The organism is Stenotrophomonas sp. 89682_Sma (genome assembly GCF_056481405.1).
On record NZ_CM151147.1, the window covers coordinates 3,938,870 to 3,963,474 of the forward strand.

General features: G+C 67.4%; 17 protein-coding genes. 7 read left to right on the forward strand and 10 right to left on the reverse strand.

Annotated features, from left to right (window positions below; genetic code table 11):
* Positions 1-29 precede the first annotated feature (29 nt).
* The 4 genes from ACZK29_RS18190 to ACZK29_RS18205 form a co-directional block, all read right to left on the reverse strand.
* Positions 30-479, reverse strand: coding sequence for an REP-associated tyrosine transposase (locus ACZK29_RS18190; protein ID WP_111204127.1), 450 nt, complete (start codon positions 477-479; stop codon positions 30-32).
* 175 nt (positions 480-654) lie between these two features.
* Complete coding sequence (locus ACZK29_RS18195; RefSeq protein ID WP_111204126.1) at positions 655-1,986, reverse strand: O-antigen ligase family protein; 1,332 nt, start codon at positions 1,984-1,986, stop codon at positions 655-657.
* The gene (locus tag ACZK29_RS18200; protein ID WP_111204125.1) at positions 1,967-3,082 is read right to left on the reverse strand and encodes a glycosyltransferase; all 1,116 of its coding nucleotides are present in this window, start codon (positions 3,080-3,082) and stop codon (positions 1,967-1,969) included. Before ACZK29_RS18200 ends, ACZK29_RS18195 begins: the two co-directional genes overlap by 20 nt.
* Before the next feature lie 15 nt (positions 3,083-3,097).
* Positions 3,098-3,295, reverse strand: a complete 198-nt coding sequence (locus ACZK29_RS18205) for a zinc-finger domain-containing protein (protein WP_005410967.1) — start codon at positions 3,293-3,295, stop codon at positions 3,098-3,100.
* Between the two features lie 419 nt (positions 3,296-3,714).
* On the opposite strand from ACZK29_RS18205, the gene ACZK29_RS18210 reads away from it, so the two are divergent.
* The 3 genes from ACZK29_RS18210 to ACZK29_RS18220 all read left to right on the forward strand — a co-directional run bounded on the left by ACZK29_RS18210 (position 3,715) and on the right by ACZK29_RS18220 (position 9,270).
* Entirely contained in the window at positions 3,715-7,056 is a 3,342-nt protein-coding gene (locus tag ACZK29_RS18210) for a GH92 family glycosyl hydrolase (protein WP_478453099.1), read from the forward strand.
* Positions 7,053-7,796, forward strand: a complete 744-nt coding sequence (locus ACZK29_RS18215; protein WP_459048105.1) for a basic secretory protein-like protein — start codon at positions 7,053-7,055, stop codon at positions 7,794-7,796. The genes ACZK29_RS18210 and ACZK29_RS18215 overlap by 4 nt, the downstream gene beginning before the upstream one ends.
* 529 nt (positions 7,797-8,325) lie before the next feature.
* A complete protein-coding gene (locus ACZK29_RS18220) occupies positions 8,326-9,270 on the forward strand; it encodes an IS481 family transposase (protein ID WP_478446330.1) in 945 nt (314 codons plus the stop codon).
* Positions 9,271-9,356: 86 nt separating this feature from the next.
* On the opposite strand, the gene ACZK29_RS18225 is transcribed toward ACZK29_RS18220, so the two are convergent.
* Together ACZK29_RS18225 and ACZK29_RS18230 are read right to left on the reverse strand one after the other, a co-directional pair.
* Positions 9,357-11,648, reverse strand: coding sequence for an NADP-dependent malic enzyme (locus tag ACZK29_RS18225; protein ID WP_019662061.1), 2,292 nt, complete (start codon positions 11,646-11,648; stop codon positions 9,357-9,359).
* Positions 11,649-11,878: 230 nt separating this feature from the next.
* Positions 11,879-13,222: a dicarboxylate/amino acid:cation symporter gene (locus ACZK29_RS18230; RefSeq protein ID WP_111204121.1), complete on the reverse strand. Its 1,344-nt coding sequence runs from the start codon at positions 13,220-13,222 to the stop codon at positions 11,879-11,881.
* A gap of 331 nt (positions 13,223-13,553) precedes the next feature.
* Between ACZK29_RS18230 and ACZK29_RS18235 the strand changes: the two genes are divergently transcribed.
* Both ACZK29_RS18235 and ACZK29_RS18240 read left to right on the forward strand, forming a co-directional pair.
* On the forward strand, positions 13,554-14,720 hold the full coding sequence (locus ACZK29_RS18235; RefSeq protein ID WP_111204120.1) for an OprO/OprP family phosphate-selective porin: 1,167 nt from the start codon (positions 13,554-13,556) through the stop codon (positions 14,718-14,720).
* 66 nt (positions 14,721-14,786) lie between these two features.
* The gene (locus ACZK29_RS18240) at positions 14,787-17,429 is read left to right on the forward strand and encodes a hybrid sensor histidine kinase/response regulator (RefSeq protein ID WP_478446331.1); all 2,643 of its coding nucleotides are present in this window, start codon (positions 14,787-14,789) and stop codon (positions 17,427-17,429) included.
* Between the two features lie 560 nt (positions 17,430-17,989).
* Here the strand turns inward: ACZK29_RS18240 and ACZK29_RS18245 are convergent.
* From ACZK29_RS18245 to ACZK29_RS18260, 4 genes are read right to left on the reverse strand one after another with little or no spacing between them, the layout of a single operon-like run.
* Positions 17,990-18,640, reverse strand: coding sequence for a response regulator (locus tag ACZK29_RS18245; RefSeq protein WP_111204115.1), 651 nt, complete (start codon positions 18,638-18,640; stop codon positions 17,990-17,992).
* A gap of 60 nt (positions 18,641-18,700) precedes the next feature.
* Positions 18,701-19,756, reverse strand: coding sequence for an ABC transporter substrate-binding protein (locus ACZK29_RS18250; RefSeq protein WP_164147102.1), 1,056 nt, complete (start codon positions 19,754-19,756; stop codon positions 18,701-18,703).
* Entirely contained in the window at positions 19,753-21,144 is a 1,392-nt protein-coding gene (locus ACZK29_RS18255; RefSeq protein ID WP_459048124.1) for a sensor histidine kinase N-terminal domain-containing protein, read from the reverse strand. Before ACZK29_RS18255 ends, ACZK29_RS18250 begins: the two co-directional genes overlap by 4 nt.
* Positions 21,137-21,826, reverse strand: a complete 690-nt coding sequence (locus tag ACZK29_RS18260; protein ID WP_111204113.1) for a response regulator transcription factor — start codon at positions 21,824-21,826, stop codon at positions 21,137-21,139. Before ACZK29_RS18260 ends, ACZK29_RS18255 begins: the two co-directional genes overlap by 8 nt.
* A gap of 232 nt (positions 21,827-22,058) precedes the next feature.
* Between ACZK29_RS18260 and ACZK29_RS18265 the strand changes: the two genes are divergently transcribed.
* Positions 22,059-23,198: an OprO/OprP family phosphate-selective porin gene (locus ACZK29_RS18265; RefSeq protein ID WP_282256329.1), complete on the forward strand. Its 1,140-nt coding sequence runs from the start codon at positions 22,059-22,061 to the stop codon at positions 23,196-23,198.
* A 75-nt stretch (positions 23,199-23,273) separates the two neighbouring features.
* On the forward strand, positions 23,274-24,602 hold the full coding sequence (locus ACZK29_RS18270) for a CitMHS family transporter (RefSeq protein WP_043400203.1): 1,329 nt from the start codon (positions 23,274-23,276) through the stop codon (positions 24,600-24,602).
* Positions 24,603-24,605 lie beyond the last annotated feature (3 nt).

Genomic DNA, 24,605 nt, shown 5'->3' on the forward strand with positions numbered 1-24,605 from the left:
GTGGATGCTCTTCGATCACGTGCCAGAATTCACAACGGCCAACGGCACCATGCATGCGGGTACTCACCCAACGTGCTGGCCAGGCCGCTCCGGACCGGGTTGGCCATGATGTACATCGCCTTCTCCTGAAGTGATTCGTCGGTCCGCACTGCATGGTCGTGATAGCCGTGCTGCCACAGCGCGCCGCGTCGGCCCATATACTGGTTCAACACGCGGCCGCTGCGGGATTTGAGCAGGGACATGCACTCGGCCAAGGTTCCACTGCGCAGTTCCAACAACCAGTGCAGGTGGTCGGGCATCACCACCCATGCCAGGCTGTGGCTGAAACCGCTGCGTTCGACGAAGCGCAGCGCATCTACCAGGATCGCCACAATGGCGGCATCGGTGAAGAACGGTTCCCGGCCAAGGGTTGCCGTGGTCAGGAGGTACACGTTCCCCGGGTGGGAGTAGCGACCGTAGCGGAGTCTAGGGCTGGCCATGGCCCCAGCGTGCGATACGCAGGGAAGCATCGGTAGCGGAGGTTGGCGCGTGTTTGCGTCGGGAAAGCGCCATCCACGCATGGCGTGGATCTACCAGGGTGGCGTTTGTCCGGTGACCGCCCATCAGTGTTCGTCCGGCGATTGCAGTAGATCCACGCCATGCGTGGATGCGCCGTTATTTCAGCGCCGGTGATTCATCCGCGTCGCGGGCCAGCAGGCTGCCGGCGAACAGCGCGGCCAGCAGCACGGTCAGGCCACCCCAGAAGGCCGAGTAGAACGCCAGATGGGTGTTCAGCGGGAACACGGTCACCGCAAGCGCCAGCATCGCCGGACGCGCGCGTTCGCGTGCAATCGCCGGCGCGTAGCGCCATGCACGCCAGGCCTGGGCCACGGCCGCCAACCACAGCAACAGGCCTATCACTCCGGTCTCTGCGAGGATTTCCAGCACGATCTGGTGGGCGTGCAGCGCCGGGGCATTGCCCCATACCGCCGGCCCTTCCTCCGACACGCAGGCGGGATAGGCATCGCGGAAACCACGTGCCCCCACGCCATTGATCGGGTGCTCTTCAATCATGCAGGCGGCAGCTTCCCAGATCCGCGCGCGCCCCGACAGGGCCTCGTCGACACCACGCTCGCCCCCATCCAGCGCCATGGCTGTACGCGCGAAACGCTCGCGCAGCTGAGGCACGCTGGCGGTCAGCGCGCCCGCGCCTAGCACCGCCACCAGCGCCAGCACGGCCAGTCGTTTCCAGCCGAACTGGCGCACGCCGCTGTAGGCCAGCACCAGCGCGAAGGTGATCCACGAGGCGCGCGAACCGGCCAGCAGCAGCACGCTGCCCAGCGCTGCCGCAGCCAGCAGCCAGCCCGCATTGCCAAAGCGCCGCGCGACGGGCAGCAGCAGGAACGGCGACAGGCTGGCCAGCACCTGGCCGAACTTCAGGTTGCACGGTCCCAGTGCGCCGCTGAGGCGGTCGGCCAGCGCGGCCTCATCGGCCGGGCACAATGCGTGGCCACTGACCGCCAGCTTCAGGTGTTCCAGTGACCAGAACCATGGGCTGGTGCCGGCCACGGCCTGCACCAGCGCATCCAGCGTCCAAGCGCCGGTGATCAGCGCCAGACCTGCGAAGGTCAGCCGCCGCCGCTCCGGCGTGGCCACCGCGATCGCCACCAGCCACATGAAGGGCAGATAGCGCAGGCCCGCAGCAGCTTTGGTCCACGAGGCCGCCGGATCGATCGCATCGAATGCGGAAAATGCCTGCGGCAGCCAATAGCCGAGGAACAGGATCGAAGTCAGCGCCCAGGCCGCCGTGCTCAACAGATGCGGGCGGCGCTGCAGGCGGCGCATCACCATGCGCGCCGCGGCGTACAACGCGCCCAGGCCCAACACGGTTTCGGCGATGCCCGGCAACGGCCACATCGCCACGTACGCCAGCACCCACCAGGGCGCCCAGCGTCCAGCGCGGTCGTCGCGCACGATGACGGCAGGGTCAGCCGGCGAGGTCGGCATAGAGGCGGAGGGTATCGCGCTGCATGGCCTGCAGGGTAAACGGGATGCGGGTCGGCAAGGACGGGGGCTGGGCCAGCAGGGCCAGCGCCCGTTCACCCAGTGCGCGCGCATCGCCGAGCGGCACGGCACCTGCCGGTTGCAGCTGCCGAAGCAGTTCACCGACGCCACCATGGTCCCAGCCCAGCACCGGTCGGCCCACCGACAGCGCTTCGACCACGGTACGGCCGAACGCTTCGGGCTTGTCCGACAGCTGCAGCACCAGGTCGCTGGCCGCGTAAGCCTGGGCGATGCGCGCGGTCGGTGTGCTGATGTGCACGGCCTCGGCCACGCCGAGCGCGGCCGCCTGCCGGCGCAGGTCGGCCACGTAGGCTTCACGGCCGGGTTCGTCGGTGCCCAGCATCCACAGCTGCGCCGGCACACCGGCGGCGCGCACATCGGCAAGCAACTGCAGCGCATGTGCGTGGCCCTTCAGACGGGTGCCCCGCCCCGGCAACAGCAGCAATGGGCCTTCAACCTGCGCCAGCCATGGGTAATCTGCCGCAAGCGCCATCCGCGGACGGCGATCGGCACGCGCCACGCGCGGGAACTGGGCCACATCAACGCCGCGCGGAATCACCTGCAGCGCCTGTTCGGGCACGGTCGGGTAGTGCCGCTGCACGTAATCGCGCACGGTGTTGGACACACAGATCACGCGCTCGCCGCTGGTCATCACTGCGCTGTAGCGGCTGGGCGAATTCAGCCCGTGCACGGTGGTCACCCAGTGCGGGCGCTGCGAGGCAGGCAGGGCGCGGATCGCGTACAGACCCAGCCAGGCAGGCAGACGCGAGCGCGCATGCACGATGTCCGCGCCAACCTCGGCGAACAAGCGACGCAGGGTCGGCAGATGGCGCAGGGTCAGCAGCGACTTGCGGCCGATGTCCAGGGTGAGGTGCTCGGCACCGCTATCGAGCAGCGGCTGCACCAGGCGGCCACCGGCGGAAACCACCAGCGCGCGATGGCCGGCGGCGACCAGGGCCGCAGCGATTTCCAGGGTCGAGCGCTCGACACCACCGGAGTGCAGCGCCGGCAGCAACTGCACCACGGTCAATCGGCGCATCGAGGGGGCAGCCGCTTAGTCGGCCAGCACGAACACGGAACCGCAGTACGGGCACTGCGCTTCGCCGTTGGGCTCGTCTTCGATCGGCAGGTACACGCGCGGATGCGAGTTCCACAACGCCATTTCCGGGGTCGGGCAGCTCAGCGGAAGATCGCTGCGGTGCACGGTGTAGCGCTTCTCGGCGTTGGCGGGCGCAGTGGCGGTATGGCTCATGGCGGATGTCGATGAACGGGTTGCGAGGCCTGTGATTCTAGCATCCGGGCCGCCCCGGCATGGCGCCGCAACAGGTCTTTGGGCGCCGCGGGCCGATTCCGCGTGGCGTTGCATGGCACCTGGGCCGGTCTGTCTGCGCGGAATCCCCGGTCACCCGTGCGGGTTCGTGCTGGAATCCTGTCGACCGCGATATTTTCCGCATTTGGATCGAACTAAATGGCACTTGTCAGGTCGCGGCGGCTGTTGCAGGATCGGGCCCGGGTCGCGAATCGACCCGTCCAATCGACCCGATCGCATGGCCCGCCCCCACCGGACCGGCATCGCCTCTTCCACTGCCATCCCGGCGGGCGGAGCGATGCTGCCCGTGGGTCCGCCGATGCGGGTTCTGCCCGCCGCCTGCCCTTCCGGGAGACTCCTGCATGACCCTGTCCGATCCACGCCGCGCTCTGCTTCCGCTTGCTCTGGCCCTGGCCTGCGCGACCACTGCGATGCCGGTGCTGGCACAGGGGCTGCAGACCTCGTTCGAACCCGGCGAACCTGCGCCGGCGCAGGCCGCTGGCGCCCTGCAGGTAGCGATCGGCAACGGCCCTGCCGCGCCTTACACCGCCAAGCGCAACGCCGGCTACAGCGGGCTGCATGCCCTTCGTTACAGCAGCGCAGGGGGCAACGCGCGGCGCGAATTGTTCAAGACCGACCTGCCGATCAAGGCCGATACCATCCTGTCGTGGCTGGTGCTGCCGGAAATCGTCGGCAAGGACACCGTGGCGTCGACCTATGTCTCGCTGGATCTGAGGCTGGATGATGGCAGCCGCGTTTCGGCCGGTGCGGCACGCGACCAGCACGGTGTAGCCCTTGGCGCACGCGCGCAGGGCGAGTCGAAGACGCTGTACCCGCAGCAGTGGGCACGCAAGGCGGTGCGACTGGGCGACGTGCCCGCGCTGAAAGGTCGCCGCGTGGTGGCGATCGAGCTGGAGGTGGCCAGTGCCGACGGTGCGCCGGTGTCCGGCTGGATCGACGACGTGCGCCTGGATGCTCAGCCGCGGCAACAGCCGCAGCGCGCCTCCGACTGGGTGCTGACCACCCGTGGCACCCAGGCCAATGGCACCTTCTCACGCGGCAACAATTTCCCGGCCACGGCGGTGCCGCACGGCTTCAATTTCTGGACCCCGGTGACCGATGCCGGCGCGCTGAACTGGCTGTACCGCTGGAACGAGCAGAACGACGCACAGAACCGCCCGCAGCTGCAGGCGCTTGCGTTGAGCCACCAGCCCAGCCCGTGGATGGGCGATCGCCAGACCTTCCAGGTGATGCCCTCGGCCAGCCGTGGCGTGCCGGACGCTGATCGCCGCAAACGTGCCCTGTCGTTCGACCGCAGCCACGAAAGCGCCCGCCCCTACCGCTACGACGTGCGCTTCGACAACGGCGTCGCGGCATCGATCGCGCCGACCGACCATGCCGCGCTGTTCCGCTTCGACTTCCCGGAGGGCGGCGACGCCAACCTGCTGTTCGACAACGTCGATGCACGTGGCGGCCTGAGCCTGGATGCCGCCACGCAGACGCTGTCCGGCTATACCGATACGCGCAGCGGCCTGTCCAACGGTGCCAGCCGCATGTACGTGGTCGCCAGCTTCGACAAACCCTGGCGCAGCAGCGGTCGCCTCGACACCGGCCGCCCGACCGGCTACATCAAGTTCGATGCCGGCAGCGAGCGACGGGTGACCATGCGCATCGCCACTTCACTGATCTCGGTGGAGCAGGCACGGCACAACCTGGCGCTGGAAATCGCCGCCACCGATACGCTGGAGAGCGTGGCCGGGCGCGCGCAGGATGCGTGGGATGCGCGCCTGGCCCGCTTCGACACCGGCGCGGCGAGGGACAACAAAAAAACCACGTACTCCAGCCTGTACCGGCTGTACCTGTACCCCAACTCCGGCCACGAGAACGTGGGCAGCGCGGCCGCACCCGACTGGCGCTACGCCAACCAGGCCAGCGCCAGCGACGACAACACCGATGGCAGCGCGACCCGCAGCTTTGCCGCCGTGCGCGACGGCAAGGTGTTCGTCAACAATGGCTTCTGGGACACCTTCCGCACCACCTGGCCGGCCTATGCGCTGTTCACGCCCGACGACGCCGGACAGATGGTGCAGGGCTTCATCGAGCAGTACCGCGCTGGCGGCTGGATCGCGCGCTGGTCATCGCCGGGCTACGCGGACCTGATGGTCGGCACCAGTTCGGATGTGGCGTTTGCCGATGCGTGGCTGAAAGGCATCGGCGGCTTTGATCCGGCCGAGGCCTACGCCGCCGCAGTGAAGAACGCGACCGTGGTACCGCCGGACCGCCACGTCGGCCGCAAGGGCATGGACCGCTCGACCTTCCGTGGCTATGCCAGCGCCGACGTGCATGAGGGCATGTCATGGACGATGGAAGGCGCGCTCAATGACTTCGGCATCGCCAACATGGCCGACGCTCTGGCCAAGCGTGCGACCACGCCGGCCGCACGCGAACGCTACAGCACCGAGGCCGACTACTTCCGCCACCGCGCCGCCAGCTACGCGACGATGTTCGATCCGGCGGCAGGCTTCTTCCAGGGCCGCAAGGCCGATGGCCGCTGGCGCGTGGACGCCAAGGACTACGACCCGCGCGTATGGGGCCACGACTACACCGAATCCAATGGCTGGACCTTCGCCTTCACCGCGGCCCACGACGGTGAAGGCCTGGCCGCCCTGTACGGCGGCCGCGACAAGCTGGCCGCCAAGCTGGACACCTTCTTCGCCACGCCGGAAACCGCCGATGCGGCGTTCGCCGGCTCCTACGGCGGCACCATCCATGAGATGACCGAAGCGCGCGATGTACGCATGGGCATGTACGCGCACAGCAACCAGCCAGCGCACCACATCCCGTGGATGTACCTGTACGCTGGGCAGCCGTGGAAGACCCAGCAGCACGTGCGCGAGATCCTGTCGCGGCTGTATGTGGGCAGCGAGATCGGCCAGGGCTATCCGGGCGATGAGGACAACGGCGAGACCTCGGCCTGGTACGTTCTGGCATCGCTGGGCCTGTACCCGCTGCGCATGGGCGCGCCGGAGTACGTGATCGGTTCACCGGCCTTCGAACACGCGCGGGTGGAACTGCAGGGTGGTGCCGTACTGACCGTGAACGCGGCCAACAACTCGCGTGAGAACGTCTACGTGCAGTCGCTGAAGATCAACGGCAAGCCCTGGACCAGGACCTGGGTACCGCACGAGCTGATCGCCAAGGGCGCGACCCTGGACTTCGTGATGGGCCCGCAGCCATCGCGCTGGGGCAGTGGTGTGGACGACGTACCACGCTCGCTGACCGCGCGTGGCCAGCGCCCGCAACTGCTGCACGACCTGCTGGGCAGTGCCGCGAAGGCAGTGCTGGCCGATGGCCGTGCCCTGCCCGCGCTGGTCGATGACGACGCCAGCACGACGGTGGGCCTGGGTGGCGGCGCAACCATCGCGCTGACCGGCCTGGCTGACGGCACCGCGACGATGTACACGTTGACAAGTGGTGACGGCCGCATCCATGGCGGTGAATGGACGCTGGAGGCGCGCAATGGCAGCGGCAGCTGGACCGTGCTCGACCAGCGCAGTGGCGAAGACTTCGACTCTGCCCGCCAGACCCGTCCGTTCCGCATCGCAAACCCCGGTCGCTACAGCGAGTACCGCCTGCGCCTGGCGGCACCAGGGCGACTGCCGCTGGCCGAGATCGAACTGCTGGCAGCCGGCACCGTACAATGATCCGCATGCGCTACCGTCTTCTGCCCCTGGCCCTTGTTGCCCTGTCCTTCTCCAGCTTCGGCCAGACCCAGGCGTTCGATACGCAGCTGACCCGCGACGGCGTGACACTGAACTACCAGGACGCCCGTGGCGCCCTGGCTGCACCGCAGCGCAAGCGGGTGATCGATACGTTCTTCTTCGCCTATCTGCGCGAGCGGGCTGACTTCCACCCCGCCGCGCCGTCGTTGGTGCGCATCGTGATCGATCCGGCCTACACCGGCATCGCCTTCGTCGGCGACAAGGACCAGGCGGCGACGATCACCATCAATCCCGGCTGGTTGGCGCAGCACCCGAACGACATCGACCTGGTCACCCACGAGGCGATGCACATCGTGCAGGGCTATCCCGGTTATGGCGATGCACGGGTGCCAGGCTGGCTGGTGGAAGGTATCGCCGACTACGCGCGCGACCGCTACGGCATGGACAACACCACCGCTGGCTGGGCGCTGCCGGTCAAGGTCGAGAAGGGCCAGAACGTCGACAGCGGCTACCGGGTGACCGCTGCGTTCCTGAAGTGGGCCGAGGCTGAGCATCCCGGCCTGGTGCTGGCGCTGGACAAGGCCCTGCGCGAGGGCCGCTATACGCCAGCGCTGTGGCAGAAGCACACCGGCAAGGCATTGCCGGCGCTGTGGACGCAGTACGCCAAGCCGCGTTCGGATGCACCGCCGCCGGCCCCTGCACGCCGCGGCAAGCGGCACTGACTGGGCGATCAACTGGGTATAGCGGCGACTGGGTAGAGTCGACTGTTAGTCGACTGATCTTCGCCCCCTCAACCGAAAACCCCGCGCTTCGCGCGATAGTCGACCAACGGTCGACTCTACCTCGCTGGCGTCTACGCCTCAGCGCGACTGCACGAAGCCGGCGTACAGCGCGAACAGCTGCTGGAAGTACCGCCGCGTCACTCGATTGCGCATGACACCCTCGCCCATGGAAAGTTGGTCGGGCCCAGGGTGGGAAGGCCGGTCCGGTCCCTTCCCACGGCCGGGCCGCGTGGGCGTATTGGGCCGCAATGGCGTTGCAGGGACATGACCGGGGTGCGTAGCGCGTGTGGCAGCGATGGCATCGGGACCGGTAGAGTCGACCGTTGGTCGACTTTCACGCGATAGGGCGGGGTTTTCGGCGTCCGAATCAAGAGCAGTCGACTAACTGTGATCTCTCGGTAGGTTGTTCATCCGGGGCATCTTTGGAAAATGGTGGTTACCACACCTGTCCAGTCCCCAAAGAGCCCGGATGAACCACCATAAAAATGCCCGTTTGACGCCGTTTAGTCGAGAACTTCTTGTCCGCCGCATCACTGAGCAAGGCCTTCGGCCAGAAGAGGCCGCCCAGGCTTGCGGGGTGAGTGTGCGCACGGCTTACAAGTGGCTGGCCCGGTATCGAGCCGAGGGCTTGAGTGGGCTGCAGAACCGCAGCTCCCGGCCCAGCCGCAGCCCCCATAGCACCCCCGAGGCGCTCGTTGAGCAGATCGTCCGGCGTCGACGTCAACGGCAAACCTACCTGACCATTTCCAAGGCACTGGGCGTGGCTCACAGCACCATTTCACGACTGATGCGTCGAAGAGGACTCAATCGCCTGTGCCTTCTGGACCCACCGAAGAAGGCGGTCCGGTATGAGTACGACAGCCCGGGCGGCTTGCTGCACTTGGATATCAAGAAACTCGGCAACTTCCGCCGGCCCGGGCACCGGGTCGATCCGAATCGGCGTGGCAACGCTGGCGGCGGTGGCTGGGGCTATGTCCATGTGGCCATTGATGACCACTCCCGAGTCGCTTTCAGTAGCGTTCACACCGATGAGAAGGGCTCAACGGCCTGCCAGGCGCTGCTGGCCGCCGTGGCGTACTACAGGACGCTGGGAGTCACCTTCCAGCGTGTCCTGACTGACAACGGCGCCTGCTATCGCTCCGGCGTCTTCGCTCGACTCGTCGCCTCGTTGGGCATGAAGCACTATCGGACCAAGCCCTACACCCCGCGAACCAACGGTAAGGCCGAGCGCTTCATCCAGACCAGCTTGCGCGAATGGGCCTACGCCTGCGAGTACGCTTCGTCAGAGCAGCGCGACGCCGTGCTGCCTGAATGGCTGCACCACTACAACTGGCACCGACCCCACATGGGGATCGGCAGCCAACCGCCTATTTCCAGAATCCCGCTGAACAACGTGGTGGGTTTACACAACTAACAGTCGACTCTACCCGTTTCCGCTGCGCGGAAACAGAAACGCGCCCCGTAGGGCGCGTTTCTGCAGATCGAATCAGGAAGAAGGCCTCAGGCCTTCTTCTCCGCTTCGATCTGCTTCCTGATCTGCGCATCCACCGCCGCAATCGCGGTCATGTTCAGGATCCTGCGCGAGGTCGCGCTGGTGGTCAGGATGTGCACCGGCTTGTTCACGCCCATCAGGATCGGGCCGATCGCCACGCCGTCGGTGAACACGCGCACCAGGTTGTAGGCGATGTTGGCCGCTTCCAGGTTCGGCAGCACGAACAGGTTGGCGCGGCCCTGCAGGGTCGAGCCCGGCAGCAGCTTCTGGCGCAGCGCTTCATCCCACGCGGTGTCGCCCTGCATTTCGCCGTCCACGTTCAGACGCGGGTTGCGCTTGAGCAGCAGCTCGCGCACCTGGCGCATCTTCAGCGCGTCCTTGGAGTCGTGGCTGCCGAAGTTGGAGTGCGACAGCAGCGCCACCTTCGGCTCGATGCCGAACAGCTTCATGCGGTAGGCCGCCTGCAGGGTCGCTTCGCACAGCTGCTCGGCGGTCGGGTCTTCCTGCACGTGGGTATCGACGAAGAAGAACACGCCCTGCTGGTTGATCACGCCGGTCATGGCCGAGGTCGAGGTGACCTTCGGCTCCAGCGGCAGCACGCTGCGCACGTAACCCAGCTTCTTGTGGAAGCGGCCGACGATGCCGGTCAGCATCGCGTCGGCTTCGCCACGGGCCACCATCACCGCTGCGATCAGGGTCGGGCGCGAACGCATCAGGTTCTTCGCCGCGGCCACGGTCACGCCACGGCGGCCGGTCAGGCCGTGGTAGTACTGCCAGTACTCGTTGAAGCGCGGGTCGTCGTTGATGTTGGTGACTTCAACGTTCTCGCCGATCTTCAGGCGCAGACCGAGGCGCTCGATGCGCGACTCGATCACTTCCGGGCGGCCGATCAGGATCGGGTGCGCCAGGCCGTCATCGACCACGTTCTGCACCGCCTGCAGCACCACTTCCTCTTCGCCTTCGGCGTACACCACGCGCTGCTTGTCGCTGCGCGCGCGGTCGTAGACCGGCTTCATCATCAGGCTGGTGCGGTAGACGAACTGGGCCAGCTTGTCGCGGTAGGCGCCCATGTCGTCGATCGGGCGCGAGGCCACGCCCGAGTCCATCGCGGCCTGGGCCACGGCGGCCGACAGCTCCACCAGCAGGCGACGGTCGAACGGGCGCGGGATCAGGTATTCACGGCCGAAGCTCGGCGTCTCGCCACCATAGGCCGAGCCCATGTCGGTGGCGGCACGGCGTGCCAGCGCGGCGATGGCGCGCACGCAGGCGATCTTCATTTCCTCGTTGATCGCGGTCGCGCCCACGTCCAGCGCACCACGGAACAGGTACGGGAAGCACAGCACGTTGTTGACCTGGTTCGGGTAGTCCGAACGGCCGGTGCCGATGATCGCGTCCGGACGCGCGGCGCGCGCCACTTCCGGCATGATTTCCGGGGTCGGGTTGGCCAGCGCGAAGATCACCGGATCCGGCGCCATGGTCTTGACCATCTCGGCGGTCAGGATGCCCGGTGCCGACAGGCCCAGGAAGATGTCCGCGCCGTCGACGATCTCGGCCAGGGTGCGCTTGTCGGTGTCGCGCGCATAGCGCTGCTTTTCCGGATCCAGGTCGGTACGACCGGTATGGATCACGCCCTCGCGGTCGAAGGCCAGGATGTTTTCCGGCTTCAGGCCCAGCTGCACCAGCATGTTCACGCAGGAAATACCGGCCGCGCCCATGCCCGTGGTCGCCAGCTTCACTTCCTCGATCTTCTTGCCGGTGATCGCCATGGCGTTGAGCACCGCTGCGCCGACGATGATCGCCGTGCCGTGCTGGTCGTCATGGAACACCGGGATCTTCATGCGCTCGCGCAGCTTGCGCTCGACCACGAAGCATTCCGGCGCCTTGATGTCTTCCAGGTTGATGCCGCCGAAGGTCGGCTCCAGCGAGGCGATGATGTCGACCAGCTTGTCCGGGTCGGTTTCATCCACTTCGATGTCGAATACATCGATGCCGGCGAACTTCTGGAACAGCACGCCCTTGCCTTCCATCACCGGCTTGCCGGCCAGCGCACCAATGTTGCCCAGGCCCAGCACGGCGGTGCCGTTGGAGATCACCGCCACCAGGTTGCCGCGCGCGGTCAGCTCGCTGGCCTGCTGCGGGTCGGCCTTGATCGCTTCACAGGCGTACGCCACGCCCGGCGAATACGCCAGCGACAGGTCGCGCTGGGTCAGCATGGGCTTGGTAGCGGAAACCTTGATCTTGCCGGGCGGAGACATCCGGTGGTAATCGAGGGCGGCCTGTTTGAAATCTTCGTTGGACATCGATGTGGGTTACATGAATGGGCAGAAGGGACAGGGGATGATACCCCCGTTGGAGCGTCCGGACCTGTCGCTATCCTGTCGCAGGCATGCTGCGACCGCACAATTCCGTGCCGTATGCGACGGTACCGGGATACCAGCTTCGGCGTCTGCCATGACAGCCATGGGACGCCCTGAAACGCCGCGGGGCCGTACCACTGTCGTGATCGGCCCCGCGGTACCACACACCTGGATCAACCCTTGGCCGGCAGCGCCTCGGGCAGCGCGTCCACCGGCGGCGGCAGCTCGCTTTCGCGGCCATCCAGCGCCAACTGCAGGCGGTTGCGGTCCAGCGCGCCTTCCCAGCGCGAGACCACCACGGTGGCCACCGCATTGCCAATGAAGTTGGTCAGCGAGCGGCATTCGCTCATGAAGCGATCCACGCCCAGGATCAGCGCCATGCCGGCCACCGGCACTTCCGGCACCACGGCCAGGGTCGCGGCCAGGGTGATGAAACCGGCACCGGTGACACCGGCTGCACCCTTGGAGCTGAGCATGGCGACCAGCAGCAGGGCGATCTGGTGGCCCAGGGTCAGTTCGGTGTTGGTGGCCTGGGCAATGAACAGTGCCGCCAGGGTCATGTAGATGTTGGTGCCGTCCAGGTTGAACGAGTAGCCGGTCGGGACCACCAGGCCCACCACCGACTTGCTGCAACCGGCGCGTTCCATCTTCTCCATCAGCGACGGCAGCGCCGACTCCGACGAGGAAGTGCCCAGCACCAGCAGCAGTTCGGCCTTCAGGTAGCGCGCCAGCTTGAACACCGAGAAGCCACACAGCCGGCAGACCAGGCCCAGGATCACCGCCACGAACAGGAACGCGGTGAGGTAGAACGAGCCCACCAGCCACGCCAGGTTGACCAGCGAACCGACGCCGTACTTGCCGATGGTGAAGGCGATCGCGCCGAAGGCACCGATCGGGGCGGCCTTCATCAGGATGTGGACCAGCTTGAACACCGGGGCGACCAGCGCCTCCAGGAAGTTCAGGATCGGCTTGCCCTTTTCGCCCACCGATGCCAGCGCGATGCCGAACAGCACTGCGATGAACAGCACCTGCAGGATGTTGCCGTCGACGAAGGCGCTCACCAGCGTCTTCGGAATGATGTCCATCAGGAAGCCGACCAGGGTCAGGTCGTGCGACTTCTCGACGTAGCTGTGCACCGCGGTCTGGTCCAGCTCGGCCGGGTTGATGTTCATGCCGGCGCCGGGCTGCACCACGTGCGCCACGATCATGCCGACGATCAGCGCCAGCGTGGAGAAGAACAGGAAGTACGCCATTGCCTTGGCAAACACGCGACCCACCGTGCGCAGATGGGTCATGCTGGCGATGCCGGTGACGATGGTCAGGAAGATCACCGGCGCGATGATCATCTTCACCAGGTTGATGAAGGCATCGCCGAGCGGCTTCATCTTCTCGCCGATCAGCGGTTCGTAGTGGCCGAGGATGGCGCCCAGGACGATCGCCACGATCACCTGGAAATACAGCTGGCGATAGATCGGCAACGGCTTTGCAGGCGCCGGGGCTGCGGTCGGGATGTGCATGGCGGACTCCGGAAGGGGCGTTTTCAGGCACGTACGGCCCCGGGACAGCGCGGGAACCGTTACCGTGGAAACTGCTCGCAGGCCCTGTGCTGCACGCGCAGGGGTGCGACCAATGGACGCCTTTGTACGCGCCGGGCACGCCGGCGCAGATAACCTATTGGTACTAGCCCCCCGGTTCAGGTGGCCATGGTGCCTACACTGGCGCCGCACCGCCCGATCACGGGGAGGCCGGTGGCCCGGGCTGAACAGCTGGGCGCGTCATTGCGAAAGTTTCGGCCCCCGCGGCCGTTGTTGTCCTGTCCACACGCAATCTGAGAGAGCCGCACCCAACATGCGCCCGATTCCCACCTTGCTGGCCCTGTCCCTGGCCGCCCTTCCCGCCTTCGCCTCGGCTGCCGATTTCGACAACTGGCCGACCAAGTACGCCTTCGGTGACGGTACCGAGTTGGCCGCGACCGCCAACATCGCCTACGACTACAACGATTTTTCCTCGGGCAGCGGCCTTGACGACGATGACGCTGTGCGCCGCAAGGAGTTCGGCGCAACGCTGAAGAAGAAGGGCGTCTACGACGCGATGGTCTACTACGACTTCCAGTCCGACACCTGGCTGGACGTATTCGTGCGCCTCGAGAGCAAGGCTTTCTTCGGCCGCGACATCGGCCGCTTCCGCTTCGGCTACATGAAGACCCCGGTCGGCCTGGACGCCAACACCTCGTCGCGTGCGGGCAGCTTCCTGGAGACCGCGCTGCCCGTGCAGGCCTTCTACGCAGGCCGCCGCACGGGCGTGGAATGGGTGCTGGAGCGCCCGCAGTACCTGCTGCAGGCCGGCGCCTATGGCGGCAAGGACCTGCAGGGTGACAACCCCGGTACCACCCAGGCAGTGCGTGCAGTCTGGACGCCGGTGAAGGCGCCGGGTGACGTGATCCACCTGGGCCTGGCCTACTCGCAGGAAAATCCGCGCGGCTACAGCGATGGCCGTGACGTGCACCACGAGGCCAGCGCGCGCCTGCGCGCACGCCCGGAAGCCGGCCTGACCGACATCCGCTACGTCGATTCCGGCGCCCTGGTCACCGCCGACCAGATCCGCCGCACCGGCCTGGAAGGCATCTGGATCCGCGGCCCGTTCTCGCTGCAGGCCGAAGCACTGCAGGCCACCGTCACCCGCAAGGGCCTGCCGGATTACACCGGCAGCGGCCAGTACGCGATGGCCAGCTGGGTGCTGACCGGCGAATCGCGCCCGTACAACGCCGGTGCGGTGGCCAACATCAAGCCCGCACACGACTACGGCGCCGTGGAACTGGTGGCCCGTTACAGCCGCATGGACCTCGACGATGGCAGCATCCTTGGTGGCCGCCAGCACGACCTGACCCTGGGCGCGAACTGGTACCTGACCAGCCACTTCAAGTTCCAGGCCAACTACGTGAAGGTCGACGCCAGCCGTCGTGGCGTGCACAGCACGCCGGAGATCTTCGAACTGCGCGCGCAGATGCACTTCTGACCCCTTCCACGTCAGATCCCGGCGGGCGTGCATGCCACGCCCGCCGGCCCTGCGTAGACTGCCGCCATGTACTGGCTCAGCCGCCACCGGATGCTGTTGCTGACCATCGCGGTGATGGTCGGTGGCACCGTGCTGTGTGCCGTGGCCGCCGGTCACTATGCCTGGCGACGTGCCCTGGGCGAGGAAAGCAGCCAGGTGCAACGCCAGCTGCAGTTGTATGGCCAGGGCCTGCAGCAGCGCATCGACCGCTTCGGCACGTTGCCGCAGGTGCTGGCACTGGATCCGGACCTGCTGCACGCGCTGCGCGTGCCGCCCTCGCCCACCGAACGGCAGCGGCTGAACCTCAAGCTGCAACGCGCCAATGAGGTCACCCGCGCCTCGACCCTGACCCTGGTCGGCCACGACGGCGTGGCGGTGGCGGCCAGCAACTGGGACCAGCCGACCACCAATGTCGGCGAGAACTACAGCTACCGCCCGTATTACCGGCAGGCGCTGGCCAAGGGCCGGGGTCGCTTCTACGGCATTGGCATGACCACCGGCGTGCCCGGCTATTACCTGTCGCAGGCCATCGAGGAAGGTGGCCAGCGGCTGGGCGTGGTGGTGATCAAGGTCGAGCTGTCGGCGCTGGAACAGGAATGGCTGAGCAGCCCGGACGTGGTGCTGGCCAGTGACGACCACGATGTGGTCTTTCTGGCCAACCGAGACAACTGGCGCTACCGCCTGCTGCGCCCGTTGGGCGCCGACGAGCGCCGCGAGATGCTCGATGCCCGCCAGTACGCCGACCGCGCGCTGCAGCCACTGCGTGCGCGTACCGGGGACGTGCTGGCCGACGGCGGCCGCATGGTACGCCTGCTGGACCCGGCGTTGCCGCAGCCAATGCTGTGGCAGAGCCTGGCGCTGCCTGCCGAAGACTGGAACCTGCATCTGCTGCACGATGCCAGTGCAGCCACTTCTGCCGGTCGCGCGGCCGCACTCACCGGCGGTGCTGCGTGGCTTGCACTGGGCTTCCTGGTGCTGTTCGTGCAGCAGCGCCGGCGCCTGGCCAAGCACCGCCTGCGCAGTCGCCGCGAGCTGGAAACCCTGCTCAAGCAGCATGCGCAGGAACTGCGCACCGCACAGGATGGCCTGCTGCAGGCGGCAACCGACGCTGACAGCGGCCTCAGCCGCAGCCTCGAACACCTGCCGCAGGGCGTGGTGGTCATCGACCGCGAACTGCGCCTGGTCGCGTGGAATTCACGCTACCTGGAGCTGTTCCGCTTCCCGCAGGACCTGGTTCGCGTGGGCCGGCCGATCGAGGAACTGTTCCGCTTCAACGCACGCCGTGGCTTGCTCGGTCCCGGCCCGGTCGATGAAGCAATCGAGCGTCGCCTGAACCACCTGCGCAGCGGCCGCCCGCACATGCGCGAGAGCGAGAAGGACGACGGCACGGTGCTGGAGATCCGTGGCAATCCGCTGCCCGATGGCGGCTTCGTCACCAGCTATGCCGACATCACCAGCTACAAGAACGCCGCGCGCGAACTGCGTTCGCTGGCCGATGCGCTGGAGCACCGCATCGCCGAGCGCACCCATGATCTGGACGAAGCGCGCCGCGAAGCCGAGCAGGCCAACCGCTACAAGACCCGCTTCGTCGCATCGGCCGTGCACGACCTGCTGCAGCCCCTCAACGCAGCGCGCATGTTCGTCTCGGTGCTGCGCGGCAAACTGAGCGACCCGGCACAGCAGCAGACCAGCGATCACATCGACGCCGCGCTGGCCGCGCAGGATGCGATCCTCAACAGCCTGCTGGATATCGCGCGCCTGGAATCGGGCAGCCTGCCGACCCGTGTGCAGGCGTTCCGGCTCGGGCCTTTGCTGCAGACGCTGGCGCGCGAGTTCGGCATCGCCGCGCAGTCACGCGGGCTGGTGGTCGACTGGGTCGATACCGCTGCGGTGGTGGTCAGCGATGAAGCGCTGCTGCGGCGCATCCTGCAGAACTTCCTGTCCAACGCGCTGCGTTACAGCGAACGCGGCCGCGTGCTGCTCGGCTGTCGCCGCCGTGAAGGCGTGCTGTGGATCGAGGTGCACGACCAGGGCCCCGGCATTCCCGACGCGTTGCAGGGCGAGATCTTCGAGGAGTTCCGCCGCCTGCACGACGGCCAGCAGCGCGGCGCTGGCCTTGGCCTGGCCATCGTCGATCGCATCGGTCGCCTGCTCGGGCATCCGATCCGGCTGCGCTCGCAGCTGGGCCAGGGCAGTGTGTTCGCGGTAGGCGTTCCGTTCGGTGAAGCCAGCGCGATTCCCGCCTCGGCACCCGCGCCGGTGCTGGTGCAGGAACCGGCCGCAGACAATCCGTTGCGCGGGCGCCGGGTGTGGGTGATCGACGACGATCCACACGTCTGCGCGGCCAGCCGCGCGCTGCTGGAGCGCTGGGGCTGCGAGGTGGCGCTGGCCGATGGCCCACAGGCCGCGTTGCTGCTGGCCAGTACCGAGACGGTGCCGGAACTGGTGCTGCTGGATGTGCGCATGGGCGATCACCATGGCCCGGTGCTGTACGAGACGCTGGCCGAGCTGTGGCAGGCGCGCCCACCGGTGGTGCTGGTGACCGCCGAGCGTGATGCGGGGCTGCGCGAGATGGCCGCGGAGCGCGGCTGGGGGATGATGGCCAAGCCGGTGAAGCCGCCGGCGCTGCGGGCGCTGATGAGTCAGTTGTTGATCCGGCATCGCGGGTAGTTTCCAGCCAACGGCGCAGCCCCTCGTGGGTGGTGTCTGGTTGGTCGTGGAAGGCCGGATTGCTGAGGGCTGGCCGGGTGGGTGGGCAGTGCGGGGACGCCGTGAACCCATCCATGGGGGCTTGGCCGCGGCATCCTTGCCGCGGACACCCCGCACTACCCACCCACCCGGCCGCTGACAGTTCACAGGTGTTCTTCACCCACGGAGAAGAAAAAGAAGATCAAAAGCGGGTCGCGCGCTGCGCTTGCTCGTGTAGAGCCGAGCCCATGCTCAGCTTCACGGACCGCCCAGAAAGCAGCCCAGCGTGGGCTTGGCTCTACAAAAAGCAGCCTGTCAGGCTGCCTTTGCTTTTGATCTTCTTTTCTCTTCCGCGGGTGGACGCGCACGGAACCTGTCCGTGGCCGGGCAGGTGGGCTGCGCAGGGGCGTGAGCCGCATGGATGCGGCGACCGAGCTTACATGGACGTACTTGCAGCGGCCCCTGCGCAGTCCACCTGCCCGGCCTCACCCATGAACTGCTCTACGTGTCCACCCACGAGGGGCTGCGCCGTTGGCTGGAAACTACAACCCGATGCCGGCGTCGCCTTCCGGCTCCAGCGCCTTCACCAGCACCGCAGCCTGTGTGCGGCTGTGGCATTCGAGCTTCTTCAGGATCGCGGTGACATGGACCTTCACCGTATTCTCGGCCAACCCCAGCGTGTAGGCAATCTGCTTGTTGAGCAGTCCATCGGCCAGGCACAGCAGCACCCGGAACTGCTGCGGCGTCAGCTGGGCCAGGCGGCTGGCCAGCAGGGCGTCAGCCTCGGAGCGCTCGGCGGCCATCGCCGGGAACCACAGCCCACCGTCGAGTACGGCCTGCACCGCCTCGCCGATGGTCTCGGCCGGGGCCGACTTCGGGATGAAGCCGGCCGCGCCGAACTGCTGGGCACGGCGGATCACCCGTGGGTGGTCGTTGGACGAGAGGATCACCACCGGAATGTCCGGATGCGAGCCTCGCACGTGCAGCAACGCGGAGAAACCGTGTGCGCCGGGCATGGTCAGGTCGAGCAGCACCAGGTCCACATCCGGATGCGCGTCGAGCGCGGCGGCAAGCGCGTCGGCGCTGGCGACCTCGCGCACCTGCGCCAGCGGCAGGCTCTGCCGCAGGGACTGCACCACCGCCGAACGCAGCAGCGGGTGGTCGTCGGCGATCAGGATGGTGTATTCGCTCATGCCGACATTGTACGGGCAGCACACCGCGTCCGCCGGGCATGGCCCGGCGCTACCAGCACATCATCGTCCTGCAGGCTCCACGCTGCTGCGCCAGGCGTCCAGGAACTGGCGGCGCTTGAGCGCGTCCAGGTACACCAGCAGGCCAGGACCGAGCTGGATCGGGCGACGGCTGCGGCCCGGGGCATCGTTGCCGCGCGCGTTGCCGGTCACGATCGGCATCAGCCGCGCCTCGCGCGAGAGTACCTGCTGGCCACGCGGCGACAGCAGGTAGTCGAGGAATCGCCGGGCCTCTTCCGGATGTGGGCCGGTACGCGGAATCACCGCTGTGCGCAGCACCACCAGCGTGTAATCCTCGGGCTCGACGATAGCCAGCGGCGCGCCGGCATCAACGCGCGCCTGCGCGTAGGAGCCAAGCACGTTGTAGACCAGTGACAGCTGGCCGCTGGCGACCTGGTCCAGCAGCACGCCGGTGCGCTCCTCGCGCACCACGTCGTTATCGCCGAGCGCGCCCAGCAGCGCACCGGCAATGCTGCCGCGCTGTGCATCCTGGGTCGCCAGCAGGTAGCCGACGCTGCTGCGCTCGATGTCATAGGTGCCGACCCTGCCGCGCAGCGGTGCTCCCTCGGCACGCAGGCGGTCCAGCAGCTGGCGGCGCGTGTGCGGCACTTTCGCCGCCGGAAGCGCGCGGGTGTTGTAGACCATCACCACCGGCTCGTAGCTGATGCCGAAGGCCTCGTTGCGCCACTGCGCCCAGGCTGGCAGCGCATCGGTCTGCGCCGAGCGATGTGGCAGCGCGTGGCCATCGTTGACCAGCTTGGTCTGCAGGTCCATGCCACTGGAGATCAGCAGGTCCGGCGACGCTGGCCCGGCACGGTCGTGCAGGTACCGCGCGTACAGATCCTGGGTGATGATGTCCTCGTACACCACCTCGGTGCCCGGGTGCAGGCGCTGGTAGTCGGCGATGACGACCGCGAACACTTCGATGTCGGTGGTGCCGTGGATGCGCAGCTGCGCGGTGGCTTTGCCCTGCGCCGGGAAGCGGCGCACCTCGCCGGGCGCGGCCAGCACCGGCAGGGCCAGCAGCAGGGCAACGGCCGTCGCGAACAGGCGGATCATGAGCTGCTCCGTGGCAGACGGATGGTGGCGATCAGCCCGCCCTGCGGGCGGTTGCTGAGGTCGATGCGGCCGCCATGGCTGTCGACCACGCGCTTGACGATGGCCAGGCCCAGCCCGGCACCGCCGGATGGCGCGCCTTCGCCCCGCGCGAAACGTTCGAATACGCGCTCGGCATCGGCGGCCGCGATGCCTGCGCCATGGTCGGCGATGGTCAGCACGGCCTGCCCGCTTTCCACGGTCAGCGCGATCTGCAACGGGCCGTCGCCACCGTATTTGAGTGCGTTGTCGACCAGGTTCTTGATCGCCTCGCGCAGCAGCAGCGCGTCACCGTGCACCTGCACAGGTTCGGCGGTCATCGCCAGCTGCACGCGCGGCGCCGGGCCCGCCTGCGGCAGCGCTTCATGCAGGGCCTGGTGCACGGTTTCGGCCAGGTCCACCGCCGCAAAGCGCTGCAGGTGCGAACGATGGATCACGCTGGCATCGCTGAGCAGCTGGTTGAGCAGCCGGCTCATATGGGTGGCGTTGCGCTCGATCGCCTGCAGGCTGCGTCGCATGTCCTCCGGATCGTCATCGTCCAGCGCCAACTGCGCCTGCGCACGCAATGCCGCCAGTGGCGTGCGCATCTGGTGCGCGGCTTCGGCCATGAACGCGCGCAGTGTCTCATTGCTACTGGACAGGCGTTCCATGAAGCGGTTCAGCGCCGCCACCATCTGGTCCATCTCACGCGGTACACGGGCGTCGAGCGGCTTCAGGTCGGAAGGCTCGCGACGCGACAGCTCGCGTTCCACCCGCACCAGCGGGCGGAACGCGCGATGCACGCCGAACGCCACCAGCGCCAGCAGCAGGCCGGACAGCACACCGATCGCCAGCAAAGCACGGTTGACCATATCCTGCGCAACGGCTTCGCGTGCGCGCCGGGTCTGGCCCACCTGCACCTGCACCTCGCCCTGCGCCGAGGCCGCGGCGAAGCTGCGGCCGACCACCACGAAGCGCACCGTTTCGCCGCTGTACGTGGTGTCGAACAGCTGCGGTTGCGTGCCCGGACGGCGCGGCGGCGACGGCAGATCGGCATAGCCGGTGATCAGCGTGCCGCGGCTGTCGGCCACCCGGTAGAACACGCGGTCTTCCGGGGCCATCGCCAGCAGGTCCAGCGCGGCATAGGGCAGATCAACCTGCCACTGGCCATCGACCAGGGCGACCGAATCGGCGATGGACAGCGCCGAAGACACCAGCAGGTGATCGTAGGAACGGTTCGCCGCGCGCTGACCGTAGTCGCGCGCGGCGAACAACAGTGCCACCGCGAACACCGCCAGCAATGCACCGAGGTACAACAGCAGCGTGCGCCGCAGCGAGCCCGGTGCCGCGTTCGCAGCGCCTACGTCAGCCATCGGCGTCGGCACTGCCATCACTGGCTTCCAGCAGGTAGCCGACACCGCGCACGGTGGTGATGCGCAGCGGTGCGCCCGCCAGTTTCTTCCGCAGGCGACCGACGTACAGTTCGATGGCATTCGGACCGGCTTCGTCGTCGAAGCCGAACAGGCCGTTGCCGATCTCGTCCTTGCCCACGACCTGGCCCATACGGCCGACCAGGATCTCCAGCAGGCGGTATTCACGGTTGGGCAGCTCGATCGGTTCGCCGTCGAGACTGACCCGGTGCGCCGCGTTGTCGAACTGGAAACCACCAACCTGCATCACCTCGCTCGCCTGGCCACGCGCACGCCGCAGCAGCACGCGGCAGCGCGCTTCGAACTCGCGGAAATCGAACGGCTTGCCCAGGTAGTCGTCGGCGCCGACATCCAGCGCCTGCACGCGGTCCTCGATGCCATCGCGTGCGGTCAGCATCAGCACCGGCGTGCTGTCGCCGCGCTCGCGCATGCCGGCCAGCACGCGCAGGCCGTCCAGCTTGGGCAGGCCGATATCCAGCACCACCAGGTCGAAGCTCTGGTAGCGAAGCACGCTGGCAGCGGCCAGGCCGTCGGCCTGCCAGTCCACGGCATGGCCACTGCGACGCATGCGACGGATGATCGCATCGGCCAGATCCGGGTTGTCTTCGACCAGCAGCAGGCGCATGGGCACGACGGTGGGAGGGGAAGCGAATGCTACCGCATGACGCCGGGGCCGCCCGCCGGGCCATGCCTGGCGACCATTTACGCTGCACCGCACAAACCGCTGACAGGACGATGACAGCTACGGCGACCCAGACTGCGGCCGCGCACCGTCCGGTGCCCACGATTGCCGCGCGCCTGGCGCGCACCTGGGAGGGTTTGTGGAATTCACGTTTGCCTGGCGGCGTCCTGCCGCCATGATGGCGCTGGCTGCCCTGTCGGCGCCGGCCTTCGCCGCCGAAGACGACCGTCCGGTCACCGCCACCCTCGGTGGTCGCCTGCACCTGGACTTCGCCACCTTCGATAACGACAACCGGGGCACCCCGAACAAGGACGACACCGAAATCCGCCGTGCGTGGGTTGACGTGTCCGGCAAGTTCTTCGTGGTCGACTACAAGCTGGAAGCCGATTTCTCCGGCGACCGCGTCGAGGCCAAGGACGTGTACCTGGCGCGCAGCTTTGGCAAGGCCGGCAAGCTGACCGTCGGCCAGTTCAAGCAGTACTTCTCGCTGGATGACCGCACCAGCTCCAACTACGGCAGCTTCCTGGAGCGCGGCAATGCCGGCACCACGCTGGCGCCGCTGTACCGCCTGGGCGCTTCGTGGCAGGCCAATCCGGGTGACTTCACCTGGGCTGCCAGCATCTACAGCCTGGAAAGCATCGACGCCTGGCAGGTGAAGGGTCGCGCCGCCGGTGGCCGCGTCACCTGGGCACCCTCGCCCAGCGATGGCGACGTGCTGCACCTGGGCCTGTCGCTGGCCCGCGAGGCCTACGACAACCCCGGCGCCAACGGCGTGCCCGGCCTGCGCATCCGCCCACGCCCGGCCGGCCATCTGTCCGACGAGAGCCGCCTGACCCTGGTCGACTTCTCCGCCGGCCGCGATACCGATGTCAACAAGTGGTCGCTGGAATACGCGCAGGTGCGCGGCCCGCTGTCGTGGCAGGGCGAGTTCAGTGGCGCCACCTTCGATGACGGCGCCCAGCGCGGCGACGTGATGGCCGCCTACGGCATGCTCAGCTGGTTCGTCACAGGCGAAAGCCGCGCCTACGACCGCAAGACCGGCCGCTTCGCGCGGGTGAAGGACATCCGGCACAAGGCCGGCGCCTTCGAAGTGGCGCTGCGCTACGACCAGATGTGGGGCGCGCAGCATCTCGATGGTGCGCCGGACCTGCGCCGCGGCAGCACCGAGGCGTGGACGCTGGGTGGCAACTGGTACCTGCGCGACAACCTGCGCTTCATGCTCAACGTGATCGAAAGCCGCAACCGTGACCGCCTTGCCGGGGTAACGGTCGACCGCACGCGCGCGGTCACCGGCCGCCTGCAGTACGACTTCTAAGTCCGAATTCCCGGGCATGCCGCCCGGGCCCCTTCCACTCCCCCACATCCTGTTTTCGCAAGGAGTCCGCAGATGATGCTGAGCATCCTCGGCTTTGGCATGGTCATTACGTTCATGTACTTGATCATGAGCAAGCGCCTGTCGCCGCTGGTGGCCCTGATCACCATCCCCATCCTGTTCGCGCTGATCGGTGGCTTCGGTGCCGGCATCGACGAGATGATGCTGGAGGGCATCAAGAAGATCGCGCCGACCGGCGTGATGCTGATGTTCGCCATCCTCTACTTCGGGGTGATGATCGACGCCGGCCTGTTCGATCCGCTGGTGCGGGTGATCCTGCGCTTCGTCAAGGGCGACCCGATGAAGATCGTGCTGGGCACCGCCGTGCTGGCGATGCTGATCTCGCTCGATGGCGATGGCTCGACCACCTACATGATCACCGTCTCGGCGATGCTGCCGCTGTACCAGCGGCTGGGCATGAACGCGCTGAACATGACCTGCGTGACCATCCTGGCCGGCGGCGTGATGAACCTGACCCCGTGGGGCGGCCCGACCGCACGCGCGGCCACCGCGCTGCACGTGGACCCGGCCGATGTGTTCGTGCCGCTGATCCCGTCGATGGTGATCGCCTGTGCCGGCGTGCTGCTGCTGGCCTGGTACCTGGGCCTGAAGGAACGCCGCCGCCTCGGCGTGGTGACCCTGCCCAAGGGCGGCAGCTGGATGGACAGCAGCGTGTCCGACGACAGCAATGCGCTGCCGACCGTGGAAGACGCCGAAGACATCAAGCGCCCGAAGCTGCTGTGGGTGAACCTGGCGCTGACCGTGGCGCTGATGACCGCGCTGATCATCGGCGTGCTGCCGATGCCGGTGCTGTTCATGGTCGGCTTCGCCATCGCGCTGGTGATCAACTACCCGAACCTGGCCGAACAGCGCCGCCGCGTGGTCAACCACGCCGGCAACGTGCTGTCGGTGGTGTCGCTGATCTTCGCCGCAGGCATCTTCACCGGCATCCTCAACAACACCGGCATGGTCGAGGCGATGTCGCACAGCTTCCTGGCCGTGATTCCGGAATCGTGGGGCCCGTACCTGGCGGTGATCACCGCCGTGGCATCGATGCCGTTCACCTTCTTCATGTCCAACGACGCCTTCTACTTCGGCGTGCTGCCGATCCTGTCCGAGGCCGCCAGCAACTACGGCATCACCCCGGTGGAAATGGCGCGCGCCTCGCTGGCCGGGCAGCCGGTGCACCTGCTCAGCCCGCTGGTGCCGTCCACCTACCTGCTGGTGGGCCTGGCCAAGGTCGAATTCGCCGACCACCAGAAGTTCACCCTGAAGTGGGCCATCGCCATCTCGATGCTGCTGATGATCGGCAGCCTGCTGTTCGGCCTGTATCCCCTCGCCGCCTGACCC

Bases quoted from the DNA above. Each gene is read 5' to 3' on its own strand.
- ACZK29_RS18210 (WP_478453099.1), top strand. From the start codon at position 3,715: ATGACCCTGTCCGATCCACGCCGCGCTCTGCTTCCGCTTGCTCTGGCC.
- ACZK29_RS18215 (WP_459048105.1), top strand. From the start codon at position 7,053: ATGATCCGCATGCGCTACCGTCTTCTGCCCCTGGCCCTTGTTGCCCTG.
- ACZK29_RS18195 (WP_111204126.1), bottom strand. From the start codon at position 1,986: ATGCCGACCTCGCCGGCTGACCCTGCCGTCATCGTGCGCGACGACCGC.
- ACZK29_RS18245 (WP_111204115.1), bottom strand. From the start codon at position 18,640: ATGAGCGAATACACCATCCTGATCGCCGACGACCACCCGCTGCTGCGT.
- ACZK29_RS18220 (WP_478446330.1), top strand. From the start codon at position 8,326: ATGAACCACCATAAAAATGCCCGTTTGACGCCGTTTAGTCGAGAACTT.
- ACZK29_RS18205 (WP_005410967.1), bottom strand. From the start codon at position 3,295: ATGAGCCATACCGCCACTGCGCCCGCCAACGCCGAGAAGCGCTACACC.
- ACZK29_RS18270 (WP_043400203.1), top strand. From the start codon at position 23,274: ATGCTGAGCATCCTCGGCTTTGGCATGGTCATTACGTTCATGTACTTG.
- ACZK29_RS18200 (WP_111204125.1), bottom strand. From the start codon at position 3,082: ATGCGCCGATTGACCGTGGTGCAGTTGCTGCCGGCGCTGCACTCCGGT.
- ACZK29_RS18230 (WP_111204121.1), bottom strand. From the start codon at position 13,222: ATGCACATCCCGACCGCAGCCCCGGCGCCTGCAAAGCCGTTGCCGATC.
- ACZK29_RS18255 (WP_459048124.1), bottom strand. From the start codon at position 21,144: ATGGCTGACGTAGGCGCTGCGAACGCGGCACCGGGCTCGCTGCGGCGC.
- ACZK29_RS18225 (WP_019662061.1), bottom strand. From the start codon at position 11,648: ATGTCCAACGAAGATTTCAAACAGGCCGCCCTCGATTACCACCGGATG.
- ACZK29_RS18250 (WP_164147102.1), bottom strand. From the start codon at position 19,756: ATGATCCGCCTGTTCGCGACGGCCGTTGCCCTGCTGCTGGCCCTGCCG.
- ACZK29_RS18265 (WP_282256329.1), top strand. From the start codon at position 22,059: ATGATGGCGCTGGCTGCCCTGTCGGCGCCGGCCTTCGCCGCCGAAGAC.
- ACZK29_RS18240 (WP_478446331.1), top strand. From the start codon at position 14,787: ATGTACTGGCTCAGCCGCCACCGGATGCTGTTGCTGACCATCGCGGTG.
- ACZK29_RS18235 (WP_111204120.1), top strand. From the start codon at position 13,554: ATGCGCCCGATTCCCACCTTGCTGGCCCTGTCCCTGGCCGCCCTTCCC.
- ACZK29_RS18190 (WP_111204127.1), bottom strand. From the start codon at position 479: ATGGCCAGCCCTAGACTCCGCTACGGTCGCTACTCCCACCCGGGGAAC.
- ACZK29_RS18260 (WP_111204113.1), bottom strand. From the start codon at position 21,826: ATGCGCCTGCTGCTGGTCGAAGACAACCCGGATCTGGCCGATGCGATC.